The organism is Sphingomonas sp. BL-S-28 (genome assembly GCF_055521515.1).
Genome location: NZ_CM145484.1, coordinates 2,316,220 through 2,337,497, shown reverse-complemented (window position 1 = coordinate 2,337,497; position 21,278 = coordinate 2,316,220). Strand labels below are relative to the sequence as shown.

20 protein-coding genes are annotated in these 21,278 nt (G+C 63.6%); 4 read left to right on the top strand and 16 right to left on the bottom strand.

The window, feature by feature from the left end:
- Positions 1-9: 9 nt before the first annotated feature.
- The 10 genes from ACZ1JC_RS19815 to radA form a co-directional block, all read right to left on the bottom strand.
- Positions 10-855 carry a sulfite exporter TauE/SafE family protein gene (locus tag ACZ1JC_RS19815; RefSeq protein ID WP_465135252.1) on the bottom strand — a complete coding sequence of 282 codons (846 nt, stop codon included), beginning with the start codon at positions 853-855 and terminating at the stop codon, positions 10-12.
- A gap of 185 nt (positions 856-1,040) precedes the next feature.
- Positions 1,041-2,396 (bottom strand): M28 family peptidase, encoded by a 1,356-nt coding sequence (locus ACZ1JC_RS19810; RefSeq protein ID WP_465148384.1) that lies wholly within the window; start codon positions 2,394-2,396, stop codon positions 1,041-1,043.
- A 49-nt stretch (positions 2,397-2,445) separates the two neighbouring features.
- On the bottom strand, positions 2,446-3,030 hold the full coding sequence (locus ACZ1JC_RS19805) for a DUF805 domain-containing protein (RefSeq protein ID WP_465135254.1): 585 nt from the start codon (positions 3,028-3,030) through the stop codon (positions 2,446-2,448).
- A 34-nt stretch (positions 3,031-3,064) separates the two neighbouring features.
- Positions 3,065-4,624: a proline--tRNA ligase gene (gene proS / locus ACZ1JC_RS19800; RefSeq protein WP_465135255.1), complete on the bottom strand. Its 1,560-nt coding sequence runs from the start codon at positions 4,622-4,624 to the stop codon at positions 3,065-3,067.
- 79 nt (positions 4,625-4,703) lie between these two features.
- Positions 4,704-5,261: a polyhydroxyalkanoate synthesis repressor PhaR gene (gene phaR, locus ACZ1JC_RS19795; protein ID WP_465135256.1), complete on the bottom strand. Its 558-nt coding sequence runs from the start codon at positions 5,259-5,261 to the stop codon at positions 4,704-4,706.
- A 107-nt stretch (positions 5,262-5,368) separates the two neighbouring features.
- Positions 5,369-6,427: an alanine racemase gene (gene alr / locus ACZ1JC_RS19790; protein WP_465135257.1), complete on the bottom strand. Its 1,059-nt coding sequence runs from the start codon at positions 6,425-6,427 to the stop codon at positions 5,369-5,371.
- Positions 6,402-8,048 carry an MFS transporter gene (locus tag ACZ1JC_RS19785; protein ID WP_465135258.1) on the bottom strand — a complete coding sequence of 549 codons (1,647 nt, stop codon included), beginning with the start codon at positions 8,046-8,048 and terminating at the stop codon, positions 6,402-6,404. Before ACZ1JC_RS19785 ends, alr begins: the two co-directional genes overlap by 26 nt.
- A gap of 52 nt (positions 8,049-8,100) precedes the next feature.
- Positions 8,101-8,532, bottom strand: coding sequence for an iron-sulfur cluster assembly scaffold protein (locus ACZ1JC_RS19780; protein ID WP_465135259.1), 432 nt, complete (start codon positions 8,530-8,532; stop codon positions 8,101-8,103).
- A gap of 8 nt (positions 8,533-8,540) precedes the next feature.
- Positions 8,541-9,071: a CvpA family protein gene (locus ACZ1JC_RS19775; RefSeq protein WP_465135260.1), complete on the bottom strand. Its 531-nt coding sequence runs from the start codon at positions 9,069-9,071 to the stop codon at positions 8,541-8,543.
- A 72-nt stretch (positions 9,072-9,143) separates the two neighbouring features.
- A complete protein-coding gene (radA, locus tag ACZ1JC_RS19770) occupies positions 9,144-10,511 on the bottom strand; it encodes a DNA repair protein RadA (protein WP_465135261.1) in 1,368 nt (455 codons plus the stop codon).
- Between the two features lie 71 nt (positions 10,512-10,582).
- Here radA and ACZ1JC_RS19765 point away from each other — a divergent pair, with 71 nt between their 5' ends.
- Positions 10,583-12,880, top strand: coding sequence for a patatin-like protein (locus ACZ1JC_RS19765; RefSeq protein WP_465148385.1), 2,298 nt, complete (start codon positions 10,583-10,585; stop codon positions 12,878-12,880).
- 203 nt (positions 12,881-13,083) lie between these two features.
- On the opposite strand, the gene dnaJ is transcribed toward ACZ1JC_RS19765, so the two are convergent.
- Positions 13,084-14,223 carry a molecular chaperone DnaJ gene (gene dnaJ / locus ACZ1JC_RS19760; RefSeq protein ID WP_465135263.1) on the bottom strand — a complete coding sequence of 380 codons (1,140 nt, stop codon included), beginning with the start codon at positions 14,221-14,223 and terminating at the stop codon, positions 13,084-13,086.
- Between the two features lie 81 nt (positions 14,224-14,304).
- Positions 14,305-16,218 (bottom strand): molecular chaperone DnaK, encoded by a 1,914-nt coding sequence (gene dnaK / locus ACZ1JC_RS19755; protein WP_465135264.1) that lies wholly within the window; start codon positions 16,216-16,218, stop codon positions 14,305-14,307.
- A gap of 228 nt (positions 16,219-16,446) precedes the next feature.
- On the opposite strand from dnaK, the gene ACZ1JC_RS19750 reads away from it, so the two are divergent.
- Positions 16,447-17,031, top strand: coding sequence for a copper chaperone PCu(A)C (locus tag ACZ1JC_RS19750; protein WP_465135265.1), 585 nt, complete (start codon positions 16,447-16,449; stop codon positions 17,029-17,031).
- Positions 17,032-17,042: 11 nt separating this feature from the next.
- The gene (locus tag ACZ1JC_RS19745; protein ID WP_465135266.1) at positions 17,043-17,546 is read left to right on the top strand and encodes a vgr related protein; all 504 of its coding nucleotides are present in this window, start codon (positions 17,043-17,045) and stop codon (positions 17,544-17,546) included.
- Here ACZ1JC_RS19745 and ACZ1JC_RS19740 read toward each other — a convergent pair.
- The 4 genes from ACZ1JC_RS19740 to hrcA all read right to left on the bottom strand — a co-directional run bounded on the left by ACZ1JC_RS19740 (position 17,525) and on the right by hrcA (position 20,456).
- Positions 17,525-17,779: a hypothetical protein gene (locus tag ACZ1JC_RS19740; RefSeq protein WP_465135267.1), complete on the bottom strand. Its 255-nt coding sequence runs from the start codon at positions 17,777-17,779 to the stop codon at positions 17,525-17,527. The genes ACZ1JC_RS19745 and ACZ1JC_RS19740 overlap by 22 nt on opposite strands.
- A gap of 105 nt (positions 17,780-17,884) precedes the next feature.
- Positions 17,885-18,829, bottom strand: coding sequence for a cobaltochelatase CobT-related protein (locus ACZ1JC_RS19735; RefSeq protein WP_465135268.1), 945 nt, complete (start codon positions 18,827-18,829; stop codon positions 17,885-17,887).
- Between the two features lie 15 nt (positions 18,830-18,844).
- Positions 18,845-19,396, bottom strand: a complete 552-nt coding sequence (gene grpE, locus ACZ1JC_RS19730) for a nucleotide exchange factor GrpE (RefSeq protein WP_465135269.1) — start codon at positions 19,394-19,396, stop codon at positions 18,845-18,847.
- A 16-nt stretch (positions 19,397-19,412) separates the two neighbouring features.
- The gene (gene hrcA / locus ACZ1JC_RS19725; protein WP_465135270.1) at positions 19,413-20,456 is read right to left on the bottom strand and encodes a heat-inducible transcriptional repressor HrcA; all 1,044 of its coding nucleotides are present in this window, start codon (positions 20,454-20,456) and stop codon (positions 19,413-19,415) included.
- A 97-nt stretch (positions 20,457-20,553) separates the two neighbouring features.
- Here hrcA and rph point away from each other — a divergent pair, with 97 nt between their 5' ends.
- A complete protein-coding gene (gene rph / locus ACZ1JC_RS19720) occupies positions 20,554-21,270 on the top strand; it encodes a ribonuclease PH (RefSeq protein WP_465135271.1) in 717 nt (238 codons plus the stop codon).
- Positions 21,271-21,278: the final 8 nt, after the last annotated feature.

The following is a 21,278-nucleotide window of genomic DNA, read 5'->3' as shown; positions in this document are numbered from 1 at the left end:
GAGAATGCTCTAGTGAACCGGCTCTTTCGCTACAGCCTCGATCGGGGATTTCACCTTCTCGGTCATCTGCGATTTGATCATGAGCTGCCAAGAAGACACCGCCAACACGCAAGCCAGCAGCGGTTGCAGCACCTTGTCCGGTGCGTGGGATGAAAGGTAGCTGCCCACGATCACGCCGGGGATCGAACCGATCAGCAGATTGCCCAGCAGCACCAGATTGACGTCGCCGATGATCCAGTGCCCCGCACCCGCGATCAGCGCCAGCGGAACGGCATGGGCGATGTCGGAGCCCACCAGGCGCGAAACCTGCAGGCGGGGATAGAGCACCAGCAGAACGGTAACACCGATGGCGCCCGCGCCGACCGAGGAGATCGACACGGCAAGGCCAATTACTGCCCCCAGGATAATGGTCCCGGCGGCAACCTTGCCGGCAGGAACCGGTGGCTTGTTTTCGGAAACGAAGCGCGTCAGCCACTTGCGCGATGCCACGGCGACGGCGGTGACGAACAGCAGCAGCGCCAGCGAAAACAAGATCACGTTCTCGGTCGATTTGCCGATCTTGCCGATGTAGGCCAGTACCAGCAGCGTGACGATCGCGGCGGGAATGCTGCCGGTGGCCAGGCGGCGAACGATCGTCCAATCCACCGTTTCGCGCTTTCCGTGAACAACCGATCCGCCGATCTTGGTAATCGCCGCGAACAACAGATCTGTACCCACGGCCGTCTGCGGGTTCACGCCGAACATCAGCACCAGCAGCGGCGTCATCAGAGATCCGCCGCCCACGCCGGTCAGACCCACGAGCACGCCGACCAAAAGGCCCGCAATCGCGTGCATCATGTCAAAAGGGTGGGTCATAGGCCGTTAACTCTTTCCAACGCTCGTCACTCCCCCGCCCGTGCATCGAGAAGGATGTGCCACGCAGCGAAACACCAGGATTTCCGGCCACTTCAAGGGCCAGCATGCCTGGAGCTGGGATTTTCTACTCATTCACTAGAGAATGACAATAGGGGCGAAATTGCCAAACTGCTCCGGTTTGATCCCTATTCCGGAGAAGCAAGAGGATTATATCCTCCGCCCGGAACTGCAGCGGCAACCGGGCTTTCGCTGCCATCGGCAGCTATCGCATTCACGCCGAGAATCCAGTCATCGCCGCGCAGCCCGTCGAGTTTAACACTCGTCGCGGCGGTTTTTGCGACCACGGGCTGCGCTTCCCAGGCCGCTGCATCGGTGCGGCGCCGCCATACGGAATAGGCAACCGCGCCGGGCACTGGCTTCCAGGTAACGTCCGTCCAGGTCTTCACCGCAGCATCGGCGGTCGGCGTCGGCGGCATGGGCGCCTTCGCCAGAGCCGCCAGCGCGGCGATGTTGAGACGGGTCACGCGGGCGAGATAGGGGAAATCCATCTCGTCGATCGTGTCACCGAACTTAACGCCGTTTTCGGTGCGCAAATCCTGGTGCTGATGGTTGTAATCCTCAATGGCGACCGAAAAGCGTACGGCCGGGTTGCCCTGCTCAAGGAACGGCAATTGATCGCCGCCACGGCCCATGCGGTCCGCCCGCCAGACCTGTCGCACTTCCAGATCGTCCTGCACGCCGCCGGCAAGCCCGGCAATGAAGCGCGAGATGTTGCGCGAAGGGCTGTCGTTCTCACCACCGAAACGGCGTGCATCGGCGCGAGTCTTGTCCGTGGCATCGGCGCGCGGGCCTTCGGAGAACAGGCGCACATGCGTATCGTCGACAAGCCCGTCCGCCCCGCGGCTGCCGCCGACGATGTCGTTGTTGAGCACCGCCTTGACCGTCCAGCCCTGCTTCTTCGCATAGTCCGCCAGCAACTTGCCGCCGTACAGCCCCTGCTCCTCGCCCGAGAGCGCGGCATAGACGATCGTGGTGGGGAACTTGCGCTTGGACAGCACCCGTGCGGCTTCGAGGACCAGCGCGGTGCCCGAACCATCGTCGTTGGCGCCGGGGGCGTCGCTCTTGATATCCATGACATCGGTCACGCGGCTGTCGATATGCGCTTCGACGATCACGACTTCGTTCGGGCGTTCGGTGCCCCGCTGGATGGCGACCACGTCGACCATCTTTACCGGCGTCGGAATGCGCGTGCCGCTGACCATGCTTTCGGGCATGACGACTTCCAGGCAGTTCCCGCAGGCCTTGGACGTCTTGCGGAATTCATCGGCCGCCCAGCGCCGTGCCGCGCCAATGCCGCGCTTGGGGTCGGTGTCCGACGACAGCGTATGGCGCGTGCCGAAGGAGACCAGCTTCTCCACATCCGCATGCATCCGCGCTTCCGAAACGTCCGCCGTGGCAGCCGGAGCGTCGGCCGCCATTGCGGCGATCGGGCTGAAAATGCTGGATGAAAGCGAAAGTGCGACCAGGATCTTGTTGTTCATGGCGCGCTTGTCGGGCCTTGCGCCGCGCTTGGCAAGACCCGAGCCGGCATCAGAACCGAACCGGAGCCGCTCCATAGCGATTGGCGCCGGGCGTGGAAGGCCAGACGCCGAAGACGATCACGATCAGCAGCGCGGCCCAACCCATCAGGCTGGCGCCGACGAACTTGGACTGAAAGCCGAGGATACCAGCCGGATCAGCCTCCGACATCCGGCTCATCGCGCCGATGATTTCATCCATCTTCGACCAGACGAGCGCCGTCGAAGCGAAGGACAGGGCCAGGGCGATCAGCGCGATCCAGCCCGGTCGGTTCGAATCGTGCAACCTGCGCATGAAGGCGGCCAGCAGCAGAAGCCCGGCGATAACCGACACCACGGCGCTCAGCGTCATCGAGGTGCGCATGTAACCGGCCATCTGCGCCATCATGCGGGCCTGAAGCTCGGTCTCCGACGCGCCCTGCTGCGCAGCGCTGAATGCACCGCGCATCATGCCGCCCATCATCGGCATGGAGATCAACATGCCGGCGGCATATCGAATGATGAACAGGAAGAGGACGTAGAACCAGAAGGTCTGCCGCGCATCGCGGCCCTTGAAGTTCAGGAGGTTCGACAGGTTGTACTTGATCGATCTCAGCACGCCCTCTTCCTTTCAGTTCATCGGTTGCACCACATCAGTAAGAGCGCGCCACGTAGATGCGCTCAACAGCCGGGCGGCCGGTGAACACGCACGTGCCGGTGGCCGCTTCCTCACCCAGCGGCGTGTTGCGCATCGTCAGCTTCAGCGTCTTGAGCTTCTGCACGACGGCTTCCAGTTCGGCGCCGGTGGGGCGGGCCCATTCGACTTCGACCCAGCCCGGATAGCGCTTGTCGTCCGAGAAGAACGCCGAAAGCTCGTCAAAGCTGCCCAGGCGGGTGACGTTGGCATCGCGGCGGCTCTTGGCTTCTGCATAGAGCGACGCCTGGAAGTCCTCGATCTCCGCCGCGGCGCGGGCGATGAAGTCGTCCTTTGCCATGGCGACGAAGTTGGCCTTGGCCGCTTCGTTCCACAGCTTGTCGCGGCGCAGCATCGAGATCTGCCCACCCGCAGCATCGCGGCCGCCGATTTCGAGGATCAGCGGAACGCCCTTCTTCACCCAGGCCCAGCGCTTCTGCGTGGCCTTGCCCGGGCGCTTGTCCAGCAGGACACGCACGGATTCGCCCAGCGCGGACTGCTTGACCAGAGCCTTGCGCAGTTCCTCGCAATAAGCGAGCAGCGCTGCGTCCTCGTCATTGTCGCGCAGCATCGGCAGGATCACGATCTGGTGCGGCGCCACCATCGGCGGCACGCGCAGGCCGTCATCGTCGCCATGGACCATGATCATGCCGCCAACCATGCGGGTGGACGTGCCCCAACTGGTGGTGTGGGCGTATTGCTGCGTGCCTTCCTTGTCCTGATACTGGATGCCGGAAGCCTTGGCGAAGCCGGTGCCGAGGTAGTGCGAGGTGCCGGCCTGCAGTGCCTTGCCATCCTGCATCATGGCTTCGATCGAGTATGTGGCAACGGCGCCGGGGAAGCGTTCGTTCTCCGGCTTTTCGCCGGCGATCACCGGCATGGCCAGCTCGGTCTCGGCAAAGTCGCGGTACATTTCCAGCGCGCGCAGCGTCTCTTCCATCGCGTCTTCGCGGTTGGCGTGGGCGGTGTGGCCTTCCTGCCAGAGGAACTCGCTGGTGCGCAGGAACATGCGGGTGCGCATTTCCCAGCGCACGACGTTGGCCCACTGGTTGACCATCAGCGGCAGATCGCGCCACGACTGGACCCAGCGCGCCATGGCCGCACCGATCACCGTTTCCGAAGTGGGGCGAACGATCAGCGGCTCTTCCAGCTTGGCTTCGGGATCGGGCACGAGGCCGCCCTTCCCGTCACCGATCAGACGGTGATGGGTGACGACTGCCATTTCCTTGGCAAAGCCTTCGACGTGCTCGGCTTCCTTGGAGAAGAACGAAAGCGGGATGAACAGCGGGAAGTAGCAGTTGGTGACGCCGGCTTCCTTGATGCGGTCATCCATCAGGCGCTGGATACGTTCCCAGATGCCATAGCCCCATGGCTTGATGACCATGCACCCGCGAACACCGGATTCCTCAGCCATTTCAGCTTCGGAAATCACTTCCTGGTACCACTGGGCGAAATCGTCCTCGCGCTTGACGGAGAGGGCGTGGCGAATGGCGGACACTGAGGCTCTTCCTGCTTGCATCGATGCGGGCGGACCATCCGCCGCATTCGGGCCCGTCGCGCCGGAAAATCACCGGCGCATCGGGCCCTTGCGCAGACCCTTATTTGCCCAGCGCGTCAAGCCTCTTCTGGATTTCCGCCATCTGATCGCGCAGCGCGGACAGATCGCTCTTGTCCTCGGCGGGCGGTGCCTTGGGCTCCGGCTTTTCGGCGCCGGGCATGAAAGCGGCCGCGGCAGCCTTGAACATCGCCATGTTCTGTTCGGCGAGCTTCGCCAGCGGATTGTTGCCAAGGCTGTCCTCGAACGCCTTGTGCAGCTTACTCTGGTTGGCGCGGAAATTGTCCATCGACGCTTCGAGGTAGTGCGGCACCAGCGACTGCATCGAATTGCCGTACATGCTGATCAGTTCGCGCAGGAAGTTGACCGGAAGCATCTGCTCCCCGTTCGATTCTTCTTCCATGATGATCTGCGTCAGGATCGTGTGCGTGATGTCGGTTCCGGTCTTGGCGTCCAGAACCTTGTAGTTCACACCCTCACGCGTCATCTTCGCAAGATGGTCAAGCGTGATGTAGCTTGAAGATCGTGTGTTGTAGAGGCGACGGTTAGCGTATTTTTTGATTATTACGGTGTCGTCTTCGTGCGAACCCGCTTCTGGCATGACCAATCCCCGATTATCCTGGGCCAACCCCCAATTGATTTAGAGTTGCACGATACCACTCCGCATTGTCGCAACGCAACACAATTTGCTGCGCAGCAAAATCCGAATCAGCGTCCAAAACGGCGGCCGAGCGTGGTCAGCAATTCATATTGCGAAAGGCCGGAGATCGCGGCGGCTTCAGGCAGGGCATATTGTGCAGTCACCCAATCGCCCTCGCCAATGTCCGGCGCGGCGGAAAGATCGATCGCCGACATATCCATGCTGACGCGGCCCAACACCGGCAGCCTTATGCCATCGGCCGCGAATACGCCCTTGCCCGACCAGCAACGCAGATAGCCATCCGCATAGCCGATCGCGATCGTGCCCACGCGCATGGCGCGGGGTGCGGTGAAGGTGGCGTTGTATCCCACCGTCTCGCCCGCCTGCACTTCGCGCACCTGCAGCACTGCGGCCTGCGGGCGGACGACCTGGCGCAGCAAAGGTGCCATCTCTCCGCGCGGAATGCCGCCGTAAAGCGCGATCCCGGGGCGCGTCAGATCGCCGTGGTAATCCGGGCCCAGCGCAATGCCGCCACTGTTGGCAAGACTGGCGCGCGAATGCCCCACCATGCCACGCGCCTCATTCCAGAGCGCGCACTGGCGGGCGTTGAGATCGGTTTCCTCTTCGGCGGAAACGAGGTGCGATAGCAGCACATCGATATCCAATCCCTGCACTGCCGCATCAGCCAGTTCGCCCAGCGACACACCCAGGCGGTTCATGCCGGTATCCACCATCAGGTGACAGCGGCCGCCGCCTCCCGCCATCCAGCGCTGCGCCTGCGCCTGCGAATTGAGCACCGGCACCACGCCCGACGCGCGCGCGAAAGCCATGTCTCCATCATTCAGCGGCCCATGCAGCACCGCGATTCTGCTGGGATCGACAAGGCCGATCAGTTCGGCGGCCTCCCCCCAGTGCGCCACAAAGAAATCCCGACAGCCAGCCTTGGCCAGCACGGGAACAGCCTCTCTTGCACCCAGGCCATACGCATTGGCCTTCACCGCCGCCCCCGCCTGCGCTGCGCCCGACAATCCGTTCAGCGCACGCCAGTTGGCGGCAAGAGCTTCGCGGTCGATGTCGAGACGAAGGGCAGGCGTCGGAAAGTCAGGAAGCCCAGGAATGTTTAGCATGGTCACCATAATCGCGCGGAGGGCCGCCCCGCAGCCCCCACAGCGAGACCACGAGGGCGAGTGCAACCACCCCCCAGGTGTACCAGAGGCCCTGGTAAGGGTTGCCGCTGCTGGCGACCATGTAGCTGGAAATCAGCGGAAGGAAACCGCCAAAGCATCCCGTGCCAATGTGATAAGGGATCGACATCGAGCTATAGCGGATTCGCGGCGGGAACATTTCCGAAAGCAGCGCCGCCACCGGGCCGTAAGTGGCGCCGGAAAGCGCCATCAGCACGATCAAGACCCCGCCGATCGTCAGCGCTTCCCCGATGCCGGGGCGGACTTTCGCGAAATCGTATCCGGATTGGCCCAGCCAGTGCTGCAGCATTTTGCCACGCGCCACTTTGTCATCCCACGGATAGTGCTCAAGCGGCAGCCTTCTTTCCGCGACCAGCATCTTCAATTCCGGCGCCGCATCCAGCCGGTAGGAGACGCCGATACCGGCCAGATCCCCCAGCAATCTTGCGCAAGGCGTCGCCTGCTCCGCCTTGAACGGATTGTAGCGGCAATCCGGCCCGGCCACGAAAACCGGTGCCTGTTCCGCCGCGTTGGCCAGCCCCGGATTGGCGTAGTTGCCGATCACCCAGAACGCCGGGAACAGCAGCAGCAGCGTCAGTACATAGCCGATGACGATCGGCTGCTTGCGGCCGACGCGGTCGGAAAGGCTGCCGAAGATCACGAAGAATACCATGCCCACCGCCGCCGAGATGCCGACGATGATCTCGGCACTGGTCTCCTCCAACCGCATGGCGCCTTTCAGGAAGCCCAGGGCCGAGAACATGGCGGTGTACCAGATCACTGTCAGCCCGGCGGCAATGCCGAATAGCGCGATAAAAATCCGCTTGGGATTGCCGGGGTAGGTGAAGCTTTCCTTGAACGGATTGCCGGAAATCTCCCCCTCTTCGCGCATCGCCTTGAACACCGGGCTTTCGGAGAGCTTCAGGCGCATCCACAGCGAAACGCCCAGCAGCACGATCGACAGCACGAAAGGCAGGCGCCAGCCCCAGGCTTCCCAGGTTGCCGTGCTCATCGCCGCCTTGCAGGACAGCACGACGATCAGGCTGAGCACGAAACCGCCCACGACGCTGGCCTGGATGAAGCCGGTGTGAAAGCCGCGCCGATGCGGCGGGGAATGTTCCGAAACGTAGATCGCCGCGCCGCCGTACTCGCCGCCAAGGGCAAGGCCCTGCAGCACGCGCAGCAGCAGCACGATGGCGGGCGCGGCCATGCCGATGCTCGCGGCCGAGGGGATCAGGCCGACACCGGCCGTGGCAACGCCCATCAGGGTGACGGTGACGAGGAAGGTGTACTTGCGCCCCAGTCGGTCACCCAGAAAGCCGAACAGGATCGCACCCAGCGGCCGGAACCCGAAGCCCACCGCGAATCCCGCCCATACCAGCAGCGTTTCCAGCGTGACGTTGCCCGATGGAAAGAAGGTCTTGCCGATCACCGCGGCGAGCGTGCCGTAGATGAAGAAATCGTACCATTCGAACACGGTGCCCATCGACGAGGCAGCGATGACCAGCCTGATGTCGGAGGCGCTCGGTTCCTCTGCATGCGAAAGCTGCGCGGCTTGTGCCATAGATCCCCCAAGCCCTTTCCCCGGGCCCATTCCCCGGGGCCGTTCGACCAGTCTAGCCCGTCGCGCCGTCCCCGGAAAGCGCCGAAAGAGCGGCCTTCCACGGCAGCATCACGGCACCGTGCCGCGCCGGATAATCGCGCGCCGCAGCGATGCTGGAAAGGCCCGGCCAGTCGGGCAGAGGCGCTTCACCGCCAAGCCAGTTGGCGATGGCCTGCGCGGCTTGCGCAAGGTCTGCCTGCGAGCGGCCCTGCGCGGCATCGGCAAATATCGCCGCCGCAGCCTGCCCGATGGCGCAGGCCTGACTGCGCACACCGATCCGCTCAACCCTGCCCGCCTCATCCAGCGCCAGACCTAGGGCGATGGTGCTGCCGCAACTGGGGGAGCGCGCTTCCGCCTGAAACGGTAGATCCCCGTCCCAGCCATGTGCCGCCAGCCGTATGGTTAGGCCCAGAACTTCGGGCGTGTAGAGAACCGCGGTGGACACCGGCCCGCTCAGGCCCCGCTGTCCTGCGCCGCCTCTGCCGCGTGAGCCTCACGCCGGCGTTCGGCCAGCATCTTCACCAGCGCTTCGCTGCTGGCGTTGATGAAGGAATAGGTGCGCGCCTGCTTGATCCAGTCGGGCCGTCCAGCCGCACCCCAGATCGTGTCGTAGCCCAGCACCAGTACGGAGAAGCCCAGTACCGCGATCAGCACGCCCTTCACCGCGCCGAAGCCGAAGCCCAGCACGCGGTCGATAGGGCCCAGCAGCGAGGCACGGCTGGCGCGGCCCGCCCAGTTCGCCACCAGCTTCACCGCCGCGAACGGCACCAGCAGCAGGATCGCAAAGGCCAGCACCGGCGTAGCCGATCCACTGCCGGTATGCGGCTCCAGCCAGTGGGCCAGCGGCGTATGCATCGTGCGGATGGCGATGACGGCGAAAACCCAGGCGCCCAAGGCAAGGATTTCCTGCACGAAACCGCGCATGAACCCCGTGATGGCGCCAACGCCGACGATGACGAGAACTGCAATATCGAAACCGGTCATGGTATCCGCGAAACTAGAGCCTGCATTGCCGAAGAGGAAGCACCCAGATGTCCTCCGGCTTTGCCGCAGGCTCTAGGCATCTGCCAGAATACGGTCAACGAGGTTGGGCAACATGGAAAGCCCTGTGAAATCCAGCCCCTTTTCGGGATTGGCGGTCGCCACCGGGCCATAGGCGCGACCGAAACCGAGCTTGGCCGATTCGCGCTGTCGGATCGATGAATGGGCCACGGGGCGAATTTCACCCGCCAGCGAGACTTCGCCGAACCAGACGGTGTTCTTCGGCAGCGGCCGGTCGCCCAGCGCCGAAACCAGCGCAGCTGCCACGGCCAAGTCCGCCGCCGGATCGGCCAGACGATAGCCCCCGGCCACGTTCAGATAGACTTCCGCGCTGGAGAAATTGAGCCCGCAGCGCGCCTCCAGCACCGCCAACAGCATCGCCATACGGCCCGAATCCCAACCGACCACGGCACGGCGCGGTGTGGCCCCGCTCTGCAACCGCACGATAAGCGCCTGAATTTCGATCAGTACCGGCCGCGTGCCTTCCATCGCCGCGAAGACCGCACTGCCCGCCATCGCGTCCTCTCGGCCGGACAGGAACAGGAGCGAAGGGTTGCCCACTTCGGCAAGGCCGGCACCTTCCATGGCGAAGACGCCGATCTCATCCACCGGGCCGAATCGGTTCTTCAGGCTGCGAAGGATGCGATACTGGTGGCTGCGCTCCCCCTCGAAGCTCATCACTACGTCCACCATGTGCTCCAGCACGCGCGGGCCGGCGATATTGCCGTCCTTGGTGACATGGCCGACAAGGATCAGCGTAACGTCGTTTTCCTTGGCATAGCGGATCAGTTCGAAGGCGCAGCCGCGCACCTGACTGACCGTACCCGGCGCACCCTCGATCGTGTCCGAATGCATGGTCTGGATCGAATCGATCACCAGCAGCGTGGGCGCATCCATCATGCCCAGCGTCGTCAGGATGTCGCGCACCGAAGTCGCCGAGGCGAGCTGGATCGGTGCCTTGGACAAGCCTAGGCGTTCGGCGCGCAGACGCACCTGCCCGGCCGCTTCCTCGCCGCTGACGTAGACCGCCGCACTACCCGAATTGGCGATATGCGCCGCCGCCTGAAGCAGCAGCGTGGACTTGCCGATGCCCGGATCGCCGCCCAGCAGGATCGCGGATCCGGGAACAAGGCCGCCACCCAGCGCGCGGTCGAACTCGGCAAGGCCGCTAGCCCGGCGCTTGGGCAGTTCGCCCGGGGCATCGAGCGGCGTGAACAGGATCGGCCGCCCGCCGGACGAGAGATCGTGCTTCGAGGAGAACACCGTCTGCGGCGCCTCTTCGGCCAGGGTGTTCCACTCTCCGCAATCGGCGCACTGGCCCTGCCAACGGGTAGTGACGCCTCCACAGGCCTGACAGACATATCGACGTTTGGGCTTTGCCATGGCGCATCGATTATCTGGAACGGAATGAGAACGCAATTGCCTTTCGCCACGCCTCGCTCCACATTAAGTCCATGCGCCAGAAGGAACTGCGGATCGCGCTTGTCTGCTACGGCGGCGTCAGCCTTGCCGTCTACATGCATGGAGTCACCAAAGAGCTGTGGAAGGCCCTGCAGGCCAGTCGCGCCTATTGGGCGGATGACCTGGCGCCCACCGGCACCACGGCCATTTACCTGAAGCTGCTGCGCCGGCTTGAGCAGGCCGGGAACCTGCGCCTGCGCGTGCTGTGCGATATCGTGGCTGGGGCCAGCGCGGGCGGCATCAACTCGATCTTCCTCGCGCAGGCGATCCACTCGGGACAGTCGCTGGAACCGCTCACCGACCTCTGGCTGGATGTGGCCGATGTGGACGAACTGCTCGATCCCGAGGCACGGCCATGGTCCGGGCGCTCCAAGTTCTGGGCGCATCCCATCGCTACCTACTTACTGAACCGACCGGGCAACGCGGTCAGCGCCAGCGTCGCGCCGGAAACGCGACAGGAAGTGCGCGACAAACTTTCGCGCCTGATCCGGTCGCGCTGGTTCGAACCGCCGTTCAGCGGCATTGGATTCTCTCGCCTGCTCTATCGCGCGATGTCGGCGATGAAGGACACCAGCGGCCCTGCCCTGCTGCCCATGCGCCACCCGATCGACCTGTTCGTCACTGCCACGGACTTCAAGGGTCATCTGGAAACGCTGCGGCTGCACTCGCCCGAACTTGTGCTGGAAAGCGAACATCGGCTGACCTTCGGCTTCCGCGCACCCGGCGGCGCGCAGGAACTGGCAGCACTGCCCGAACTGGTCATGGCCGCGCGTTCCACCGCCAGCTTCCCGGGGGCCTTTCCGCCGCTCCAGCTGGAGGAAATCGACCGGCTGGTCGCCGAAAACGGCATCGACTGGCCGGGACGCGATGCCTTCTTGCGCCGGATCATGCCCGAGCATGCGGCGCGCGGCGATCTCGATTCGGTCTCGCTTATCGATGGCTCGGTGCTGGTGAATGCGCCTTTCGCCGATGCCATGCGCGTGCTGCGCAGCCGGCCCGCCACGCGGGAGGTGGACCGCCGCTTCGTCTACATCGATCCCGCTCCCGACCGTGTCGGCGCCGACTTGCGCCGCGACACGCGCCCCCCGGGCTTCTTCACGACGATCTTCGGATCGCTCTCTTCGATCCCGCGCGAACAGCCGATTCGCGACAATCTGGAAGCGCTGGAGGAAGAATCGCGCGAAATGGCGACGCTGCGCGCCATCGTCCGCGCCCTGCGGCCGGAGATCGAAGAGACCGTCGGCAGCCTGTTCGGGCATACACTGTTCCTCGACCGGCCGACGCCCAAGCGGCTCGCCGCGTGGCGCGCGCGGGCGCAGCAGGCGGCGTTCGAACAGGCGGGCTTTGCCTATCACGGCTATGTGCAGGTGAAGTTCACCGGCGTCGTCACCATGCTGGCGCGTCTGGTGTTCGAGGCGGCACCGGCGCTGGGCGTGGGATCCACCGCGCCGATCGCGGACCGGCTCTACGCCTATCTCTCCGAAAACGGCATCGACCGGATGCAGCCTTTGCGTGGCGGCACATCGCCGGGCATGGCTGCCTTCTTCCGGATGCAGGACATCTCCTTCCGCATTCGCCGCCTGCGCCTGCTCGCCCGGCGAGTCACGCAGGAATGGAGCCTCGACGGCGACGTCGACGAGAGCCAGCGCGATGCCGCGCGTGAGGCGATCTACGGCGCGCTGGCGCTGTGTATCGAGGCTGAAGCGGTCTCGTTTCTGGGCAAGGAATTCGTCGAACGGGCCGAAAGCGTGTTCGAGGATCCGGGCGCCCTGCTCGATCACGTGGCAGACCGCCGCAACCTGCTGGAGATCGATGCCCGCGTGGACGAAATCCTGGCCGAGATGCTGTCCACGATGCCGGCCGGGCTGCGCAAGCGACTGCTCCTCGCCTATCTGGGTTATCCCTTCTACGATACCGTGACGCTGCCTTTGCTGCGCGGCGAAGGGCTGGACGAATTCGATCCCATCCGCGTCGACCGTATCTCGCCAGAGGACTGCCATGCCATCCGGCAGGGGCCGATGCTGCGCGGCAGCGAGTTCTACAACTTCGGCGCCTTCTTCAGCCGCGCCTATCGCGAGAACGACTACTTGTGGGGGCGCCTGCATGGGGCGGAGCGGATGGTGGAGCTGCTCGCTTCCACGCTGGAAGGCGAACATGCGCTGGACGAGCGGGAACTGGACGGCTTCCGGCGCGAGGCATTCCTGGCCGTATTGGCCGAGGAACAGGGGCGGCTGAATGCCGATCCGGCGCTCGTGCGGAATATCCGGATCGAAGTGCTGCGCCGGGTTTGATCGGAAATACCCTACTTTCGTCATTGCGAGCATAGCGAAGCAATCCAGAGCGGCGCGGAACTGCCCTGGATTGCTTCGCTATGCTCGCAATGACGAGAGCGGGTAGAGCAGGAAGCGCCTGTACCTACCCCAAAAAGATCACGCCGCCCTCGCGTGGGCGAGGACGGCGTGACGAAATTCATCGGTGAAGGACCTTGCCGAAATTACTCGGTCAGATCGTTCCACGCTTCCTTGATGCGGTCGAAAAAGCCCTTTGAGCCGGGGCATTCGTCGCCCGTCTCGGTGGACTGCAGTTCGCGCAGCAGTTCCTTCTGGCGCGCGGAGAGCTTGGTGGGCGTTTCCACCGTGATCTCGATAACCAGATCGCCGCGGCCACGGCCTTGCAGCACGGGCATGCCCGCGCCGCGCTTGCGCAGCTGTTTGCCGGACTGGATGCCCGCCGGAATATCCAACGTGATCGGCTCGCCATCGATACCCGGGATCTCGATCGATCCGCCCAGTGCCGCCGTGGTGAAAGTGATCGGCACGCGCGTCAGCAGCGAAGTGCCGTCACGCTCGAACACCTTGTGGCGCTTTACATGGAGGAAGATGTAGAGATCGCCCGGAGGCGCGCCGAACGGCCCGGCCTCGCCCTTGCCGGCAAGGCGGATGCGGGTGCCCGAATCGACGCCCGGTGGAATTTCCACTTCCAGCGTCTGCGGACGATCCACGCGGCCTTCGCCGCCGCAGGCGCGGCACGGCTTTTCGATCACTTCGCCGCGACCGTGGCAGGTCGGGCAGGTCCGCTCCACCACGAAGAAGCCCTGCTGCGCGCGCACCTTGCCGTGGCCGGCGCACATATTGCAGGTGCGCTTGCCGGTGCCGGGTTCGGCGCCGGTGCCGTGGCAGGGATCGCAGCTTTGCGAAACCTCGATGGTGATCTCGGTGGTCTTGCCGTGGAACGCTTCGTCCAGGCTGACTTCCATATCGTAGCGGAGGTCCGCGCCGCGGCGCGCCTGCTGACGCCCACCGCCACCGCCACCGAAGGCGCTGCCGAAGATGGATTCGAAGATATCGCCGATGTCGCCGAATTCGGCACCCATGCCGGGGCCGCCGCCGCCACCCATGCCCTGCTGGAATGCGGCATGGCCATAGCGATCGTAGGCCGCCCGCTTCTGCGGGTCCTTCAGGCAGTCGTAAGCCTCGCTGATCTGCTTGAAGCGCGATTCGGAATCGTCACAGCCCGGATTCTTGTCCGGATGGAAACGCATGGCGAGCCGGCGGTAGGACGACTTGATCGTCTTGTCGTCGGCGTCACGCGATACTTCGAGCAGTTCGTAATAGTCGATTTCGGTAGCTGACACGTCTCGTTATTCCCCGCGTGCGACCTGGCCGCCACCGTCACATTGGGTAACGATGGCGGCCACGCTTGTCATGAGGACTGGTCAGCCCTTGTTGTTTTCGTCGACTTCCGAGAACTCGGCGTCGACGACATCGTCGTCACCACCGGCCGGAGCGGCGTCCGGCGAAGCAGCCGAAGCCTGCTCCTTCTCGTAGATGGACTGACCCATCTTCATCGCGACTTCGGTCAGCGCCTGCGACTTGGCCGTGATGTCGGCGGAATCGCCGCCTTCGATCGCTGCCTTGGTCGCGGCGATGGCCGCTTCGACTTCCGACTTCAGGCCGGCGTCGATCTTGTCGCCATGTTCGGCGATCTGCTGCTCGGTCGCGTGGACGAGGCTGTCGGCGTTGTTCTTGGCCTCTGCGGCCTCACGACGCTTCTTATCCTCTTCGGCGAACTTCTCGGCATCCTTGACCATCTGGTCGATGTCGTTGTCCGACAGACCGCCAGAAGCCTGGATGCGGATCTGCTGTTCCTTGCCGGTGCCCTTGTCCTTGGCAGAGACGTTGACGATGCCGTTGGCGTCGATGTCGAAGGTCACTTCGATCTGCGGCACGCCGCGACGTGCCGGCGGAATGCCGACGAGGTCGAACTGGCCGAGCATCTTGTTGTCCTGCGCCATCTCGCGCTCGCCCTGGAACACGCGGATGGTCACCGCCTGCTGGTTGTCCTCGGCAGTCGAGTAGACCTGGCTCTTCTTGGTCGGGATCGTCGTGTTGCGGTCGATCATCTTGGTCATGATGCCGCCCAGCGTCTCGATACCCAGCGACAGCGGGGTAACGTCCAGCAGCAGCACGTCCTTGACGTCGCCCTGAAGCACGCCGGCCTGGATCGCGGCGCCCATGGCGACGACTTCGTCAGGGTTCACGCCGGTGTGCGGATCCTTGCCGAAGAAGTCCTTCACGACTTCGCGCACCTTGGGCATGCGGGTCATGCCGCCCACCAGCACGACGTCGTCGATATCCTTGGCCGAAAGGCCGGCATCGGCGATCGCCTTGCGGCAGGGTTCCAGCGTGCGCTGGATCAGGTCCGCAACCATCTTTTCAAGGTCGGCGCGGGTAACGGTTTCGACGAGGTGCAGCGGAGTGGTGGCGCCGCCTTCCATGCGTGCGGTGATGAAGGGCAGGTTGACCTCAGTCGTCGCGGTGGACGACAGTTCGATCTTCGCCTTTTCGGCCGCTTCCTTCAGACGCTGCAGAGCGAGCTTGTCGCTGCGCAGGTCCATGCCTTCCTTGGCCTTGAACTTGTCGGCCAGCCATTCGACCAGCTTGGTGTCGAAGTCTTCGCCGCCCAGGAACGTGTCGCCGTTGGTCGACTTCACTTCGAACACGCCGTCGCCGATTTCGAGGATCGAAACGTCGAAGGTGCCGCCGCCAAGGTCGTAGACGGCGATGGTCTTGCCGTCCTGCTTGTCCAGACCATAGGCCAGCGCAGCCGCAGTCGGCTCGTTGATGATGCGCAGCACTTCAAGACCGGCGATCTGGCCGGCGTCCTTGGTCGCCTGGCGCTGCGCGTCGTTGAAGTAGGCGGGCACGGTGATGACGGCCTGCGTCACGGTCTCGCCGAGGTACGATTCGGCGGTTTCCTTCATCTTCTGCAGAGTGAAGGCAGAGATCTGCGACGGGCTGTAGTCTTCGCCCCCGGCCTGGACCCAGGCGTCACCGTTCTTGCCCTTGACGATGTGGTAGGGAACCAGCTCGGTGTCCTTCTTGGTCACCGGGTCGTCGAAGCGGCGGCCGATAAGGCGCTTCACCGCGAAAATCGTGTTGTCGCCGTTGGTCACGGCCTGGCGCTTCGCCGGCTGCCCGATCAGGCGCTCACCATCCTTGGTGAAAGCGACGATCGAGGGCGTCGTGCGCGCGCCTTCGGAATTCTCGATAACCTTCGGCTTGCCGCCGTCCATCACGGCCACGCAGCTGTTGGTGGTGCCGAGGTCGATACCAATTACTTTTGCCATTATCCCCATTCCTCACGTCAGTGGATGACACCGCACGGATGGCCTCCCTCAAAAGAGGCAAGGCGGCTTGCACGGCTCGATGACGTTCAAAGTCGTCGATCGGGCATATAGGAGCGGTTTGTGTTGGAACAAGAGCGTTGCAATGGCATTAGGCATGCGAAATTTTCATGGCCCGGCAAAACCATGGCGCACCAATCCATGAACGGGCCGACCAAAGGATGCCCTCGCGTGAACAAGACCCGTTCGCTTAGCCTTATCGCTGTTGCCCTGTTGACGTCGCTTGCAGCCTGCAATCAGGAAACCACCGGATCTCAGGCCGCTCCCAGCGCCGCCGCCAGCGATGCGAATGCCGGAATTTCCGCGCGCGATGGCAAGCTGATGCTTCCGGCAGTGGCCGGACGCCCCGGCGCGGCCTATTTCACCGTTCGCAACGACAGCGCCAGCCCGGTAGCACTCACCGCGGTCGAAATCGTCGGGGCCGGCAAGACGCAGATGCACGAGACCAGCGGCGGCACGATGAAATCGGTCGATTCGCTTCCCATCGCGCCGGGTGCCGAGATCGAATTCTCGCCCGGCGGCCTGCACGTCATGGTCTTCGATATCTCGGGCGGCCTGAAGCCGGGACAGACGACCGACCTGACGCTGATTTTCGCGAATGGCGAAAAACTGAAGATGCCGGTGATGGTGGACACCATCGGCGGCAGTGACGACATGGATGGAATGGGCCCAATGGCGCCGACCAGCAATGGCGGCGCAACGACCGGTGGCGATGGTGCACCGGCGTCGGGCGCGATGCCCGGAATGCATCACTGAGCCTCGACCAGATGGCCGCTTGCCCTGCCGGCGGCGAACGGGAACTTTCCGCAGGAGAGCGCGCGCTTATCGCCGAAGTTTTCGGCGCTGCGATCGACTGCACGTTCGTTCGCGTGCGCCGCCGCCGGTGGTTTCCGTTTCAGCCTCAAAACGTGGTCATGGCGCCTTGCGGCCACTTGCATTTCCACCCCCGCTCGCCGCTCTATACGGACGATTTCGCGGCTGCATCGATCGTGCTGCAGGGACTATTCATCCATGAGATGGTTCATGTCTGGCAAACCCAGCGAAAAGGGCGCTGGTATTTGCCGCTCATGCGCCATCCGCTCTGCCGCTACGACTACAGCCTGAGACCTGGATGGCCGCTGGAGCGTTACGGCATCGAACAGCAGGCCGAGATCGTACGCCACGCCTTCATGCTGGCGCGGGGATGGCAAGTGCCCGGCGCGCCGTCACTGGACAGCTACCGGGCCATATTACCATTCACGAGCGGCGATCAGCAGTCGCGATCCCAGTAGCGGTTGCCATTGCGGTCATAGCGATAGCACCCATTATGCTTCTTCTGGGTCGAGCCCACGACGGCGCCGGCCGCAGCGCCAACGGCTGCACCGGCAGCGGCATCGCCGGCAATTGCGCCGACACCCGCGCCCAGCGCACCACCGGCAAGGGCTCCCTCACCGCCATAGTTGCTGGCGCAGCCGGCCATCCCGAGCGCCGCGACGGCAACGATGGGAATCATGAACTTGCGCATCAGATTTCTCCCGTTTCAGGTTCCATGCCTGAGCAACGGGCTGCCTGCGGCGCAGGTTCCTTCGAAATGTGCAAATAGTCGACAATGTGATGCCGCTCGTCGCCCTTATACCCCGCGCAGTTGCTCGATAAGATTGCAAAAACTGCCGAGAAAATCCGTGGAATCCGACACCTTCTCACTGTTCGGATAGTATCGATCAACTCCGAAGCCCATGCCGAGCGCGCCCATCGAAACAGCTTTGCGGGCCGTAATCTCGGAAATCGTATGCAGTATATGCCGCTCAAGAAACCCGGCGCCATTCTCGGTCAATGTTGAATCGTCTACGGGAGCACCATCGGAAACCGTGATCAGCAGTCGCTCTGCCTCTCCCCGCGCGGCCAACCTCGCTTCGGCCCAAGCGAGAGATTCTCCATCAACATTCTCAAAAAGCGTGGCTGGATCATGCATGGCAGACCAGCGCTCCGCATAGTTAGGCTCATCGAAATCCTTGTCGATGGAATGCAGCAACGCGCAAAGTCTGCCCGGATATTCAGGTTTCCCTTCCTCTATCCAGGTCAATCGAGGTGCTCCGCCCCGCCAGCCGAATGTCGTAAAACCATAGATTGCGAGCGCGACGCCGACAGATTCGCAAATTTCTGCTATAGCGCGCAACTGCCCGGAAAGCGGCGCGATCTGATTTCTCATCGATCCGGATCGATCCACGAGAATGCAGATGGCCGTTTTTCCACTGCACTGGTCGAGCAGTCTACTAAGGCGCCGAGCTGCAACACTGTTGCTCGCGTCGTGAAATGCCTTGTTGGCAAGCTCGTCACGTTCGCCCGGAGAGCCTAGCGCCCATGCGGAATTTTCGTGCCACGCGCCGACTTCCGCCAACGCCGCCTTTACGGCATCGCCTGGCAAGATCCGGTCGAATGCCGTCGTGTAGATACGATAGGGTAAATCAGGCCGGTCAGGCTTCGGCCCACTTTTAGGACGAAGCCTGCGCGTAAGCTCGTGCTGCAGCCACGCGGCGCACAGCACAACCAGGAGGATAGCAAGCCAACTTTCCATCCTCCCGGCTGAGGATCAGTCCGGCTTCTTGGCCACAGCCACCATGGCTGGGCGCAGCAGACGGTCCTTGATCATGTAGCCCGACTGCAGTTCCTGAATAACCGTGCCCGGCTCGGCATCCGCCGAGGGAACTTCGATCATCGCCTGATGCTGGTTGGGGTCGAGCGGCAGGCCCATGGCCGCCACGCGGGTGATGCCGTGGTTGCCGAAGACCTTCTCGATCTCGCGGCCGGTCGCCTCGATACCGGCGATGACGCCCTTCAGCTTCTCGTCCTCGCGCAGTTCGGCAGGAATCGCCGAAAGCGCGCGCGAAAGGTTGTCGGCCACCGAAAGGATATCACGCGCAAAACCCGTTGCAGCATAGGCGCGGGTATCGGCAATGTCCTTTTCGAGACGACGACGCACGTTCTGCGTTTCGGCGCGTGCGTAGAGAGCCTCTTGCTTTGCCGTTTCGAGTTCTTCGCGCAGTTTGGCGAGTTCGGGATTGTCGATCATATCCGCGGGCACACCCTTCAGTTCTTCGGCGATGGCCGATTCTTCTGTCGACTGCGTCTTTTCTTCGGTCATTATTGTTTGGTTCCAGCTATCCGATGAGCTTGCCCAGGCTCTGGGCAGTGAAGTCCACCATGGGGACTACGCGCGCATAATTCAACCGAGTCGGTCCGATAACCCCCACCACGCCGACCACCCGCCCATCACGATCGCGATAGGGAGAGGCGATCACGGAGGAGCCGGAAAGCGCGAAAAGCCGGTTTTCCGATCCGATGAAGATGCGCGTCGATTCGGCCTCCCGCGCGATGTCCAGCAGTTCGGCGACGGACTGCTTGTTCTCCAGATCGTCCAGCAGCGAACGCACACGCTCCAGATCGGAGAGCGCGGTTTCGTCCAGTAGATTGGCCTGCCCGCGCACGATCAGCACCGGGCGGGCCAGTGCATCCTCGCTCCACACGGCAAGGCCGCGCTCGACCAGATCGCGGCTCGCCGCATCCAGCGCCGATCGACCCGAGGCGATATCACCCCGCATCGCCCGCGCCGCCTGCGCCAGCGTGCGGCCGGACAAGTGGGCGGAAATGTAGTTGGAGGCCTCTTCCAGCGCGCCTGAGGGCAAGTCGGGAGGTAAATCGAGCACCCGATTTTCCACCACGCCATCCTCGCCCACCAGCACGGCGAGCGCCCTGCCAGGCCCAAGCCCCACAAGCTGAAGCTGCATGAGTCGCGGCTCCCGCTTGGGCACCATGACCACGCCGGCACCGGAAGACATGCTGGACAGCAGCGTGCTGGTCGCCTCCAGCGCGGCCTCGATCGGACCGGGAGCGGCGATGCGGCTTTCGATCGCGAGCCGTTCCTCCACCGTGGGTTCGGCCACTTGCATGATGCCATCCACGAACAGCCTAAGGCCTGCCTCAGTGGGCAAACGCCCCGCGCTAGTATGCGGCGCGGCCAGCAATCCGAACGATTCGAGATCCGCCAGAACCGAACGGATCGAGGCGGAGGATAGGTTCACGCCGCCGGCCCCGGTCAGCGCCTTCGATCCCACCGGTACGCCAGTGGCAAGGTAACCCTCAACCACGAGACGGAAAATCTCGCGTGCGCGGGTGGTCAGTTCGGTTATCGGCGGGCTTGGCATCTCTCTTACAATTTAGGCAATGCTCTTGCAGCCTCAAGCCTATTCCGCCTAGGGGCCTCTGGTAATCCACGATCCGAATTCGAGCAGAGGAAAATCCATGCGACCTTCCGGCCGTGCGCCCGACGAGATGCGCGCTATCGACATCCAGACCGGTTTCACCAAGCACGCCGAAGGGTCGGTGCTGATTTCCTTCGGCGATACGCGCGTGCTGGTCACCGCCTCGGTCGAGGAAAAGGTGCCGCCGTTCCTGCGCGGCAAGGGTGAAGGCTGGGTAACGGCCGAATACTCGATGCTGCCCCGCGCCACCCACACGCGCGGTTCGCGTGAAGCGGCCAAGGGCAAGCAGTCCGGCCGCACGCAGGAAATCCAGCGCCTGATCGGCCGTTCACTGCGTTCCGTGGTGGACATGAAGAAGCTGGGCGAGCGCCAGATCGTGCTCGACTGCGACGTGATCCAGGCCGATGGCGGCACCCGCACCGCCTCGATCTCCGGCGCATGGGTTGCCCTGCGCCTTGCCGTCGACAAGCTGATGGCCGAAGGCAAGATCAAGGAAGACCCGATCCAGGGCCGCGTCGCTGCGATCTCCTGCGGCATCTGCGATGGCACCCCGGTGCTTGACCTCGATTACATCGAAGACAGCTCGGCCGATGCCGACGCCAACTTCGTGCTGATCGAAGGCGGCAAGATCGCCGAAGCGCAGGCCACTGCCGAAGGCGCGACTTATGACGAGGAAGGCCTGCTGCGCCTGCTGCGTCTGGCCCGCATCGGCTGCGACCGCATCTTCGCAGAGCAGGCCAAGGCCGTCGGCCGCTAACTACCCAA

What these genes read in the sequence shown, in the direction of transcription:
- ACZ1JC_RS19735 (WP_465135268.1), bottom strand. Translation starts at nt 18,829, where the DNA reads ATGGAAAGTTGGCTTGCTATCCTCCTGGTTGTGCTGTGCGCCGCGTGG.
- ACZ1JC_RS19745 (WP_465135266.1), top strand. Translation starts at nt 17,043, where the DNA reads ATGGCCGCTTGCCCTGCCGGCGGCGAACGGGAACTTTCCGCAGGAGAG.
- grpE (WP_465135269.1), bottom strand. Translation starts at nt 19,396, where the DNA reads ATGACCGAAGAAAAGACGCAGTCGACAGAAGAATCGGCCATCGCCGAA.
- alr (WP_465135257.1), bottom strand. Translation starts at nt 6,427, where the DNA reads ATGCTAAACATTCCTGGGCTTCCTGACTTTCCGACGCCTGCCCTTCGT.
- ACZ1JC_RS19765 (WP_465148385.1), top strand. Translation starts at nt 10,583, where the DNA reads ATGCGCCAGAAGGAACTGCGGATCGCGCTTGTCTGCTACGGCGGCGTC.
- ACZ1JC_RS19785 (WP_465135258.1), bottom strand. Translation starts at nt 8,048, where the DNA reads ATGGCACAAGCCGCGCAGCTTTCGCATGCAGAGGAACCGAGCGCCTCC.
- ACZ1JC_RS19810 (WP_465148384.1), bottom strand. Translation starts at nt 2,396, where the DNA reads ATGAACAACAAGATCCTGGTCGCACTTTCGCTTTCATCCAGCATTTTC.
- ACZ1JC_RS19740 (WP_465135267.1), bottom strand. Translation starts at nt 17,779, where the DNA reads ATGCGCAAGTTCATGATTCCCATCGTTGCCGTCGCGGCGCTCGGGATG.
- dnaK (WP_465135264.1), bottom strand. Translation starts at nt 16,218, where the DNA reads ATGGCAAAAGTAATTGGTATCGACCTCGGCACCACCAACAGCTGCGTG.
- ACZ1JC_RS19775 (WP_465135260.1), bottom strand. Translation starts at nt 9,071, where the DNA reads ATGACCGGTTTCGATATTGCAGTTCTCGTCATCGTCGGCGTTGGCGCC.
- phaR (WP_465135256.1), bottom strand. Translation starts at nt 5,261, where the DNA reads ATGCCAGAAGCGGGTTCGCACGAAGACGACACCGTAATAATCAAAAAA.
- proS (WP_465135255.1), bottom strand. Translation starts at nt 4,624, where the DNA reads ATGCAAGCAGGAAGAGCCTCAGTGTCCGCCATTCGCCACGCCCTCTCC.
- hrcA (WP_465135270.1), bottom strand. Translation starts at nt 20,456, where the DNA reads ATGCCAAGCCCGCCGATAACCGAACTGACCACCCGCGCACGCGAGATT.
- ACZ1JC_RS19815 (WP_465135252.1), bottom strand. Translation starts at nt 855, where the DNA reads ATGACCCACCCTTTTGACATGATGCACGCGATTGCGGGCCTTTTGGTC.
- radA (WP_465135261.1), bottom strand. Translation starts at nt 10,511, where the DNA reads ATGGCAAAGCCCAAACGTCGATATGTCTGTCAGGCCTGTGGAGGCGTC.
- rph (WP_465135271.1), top strand. Translation starts at nt 20,554, where the DNA reads ATGCGACCTTCCGGCCGTGCGCCCGACGAGATGCGCGCTATCGACATC.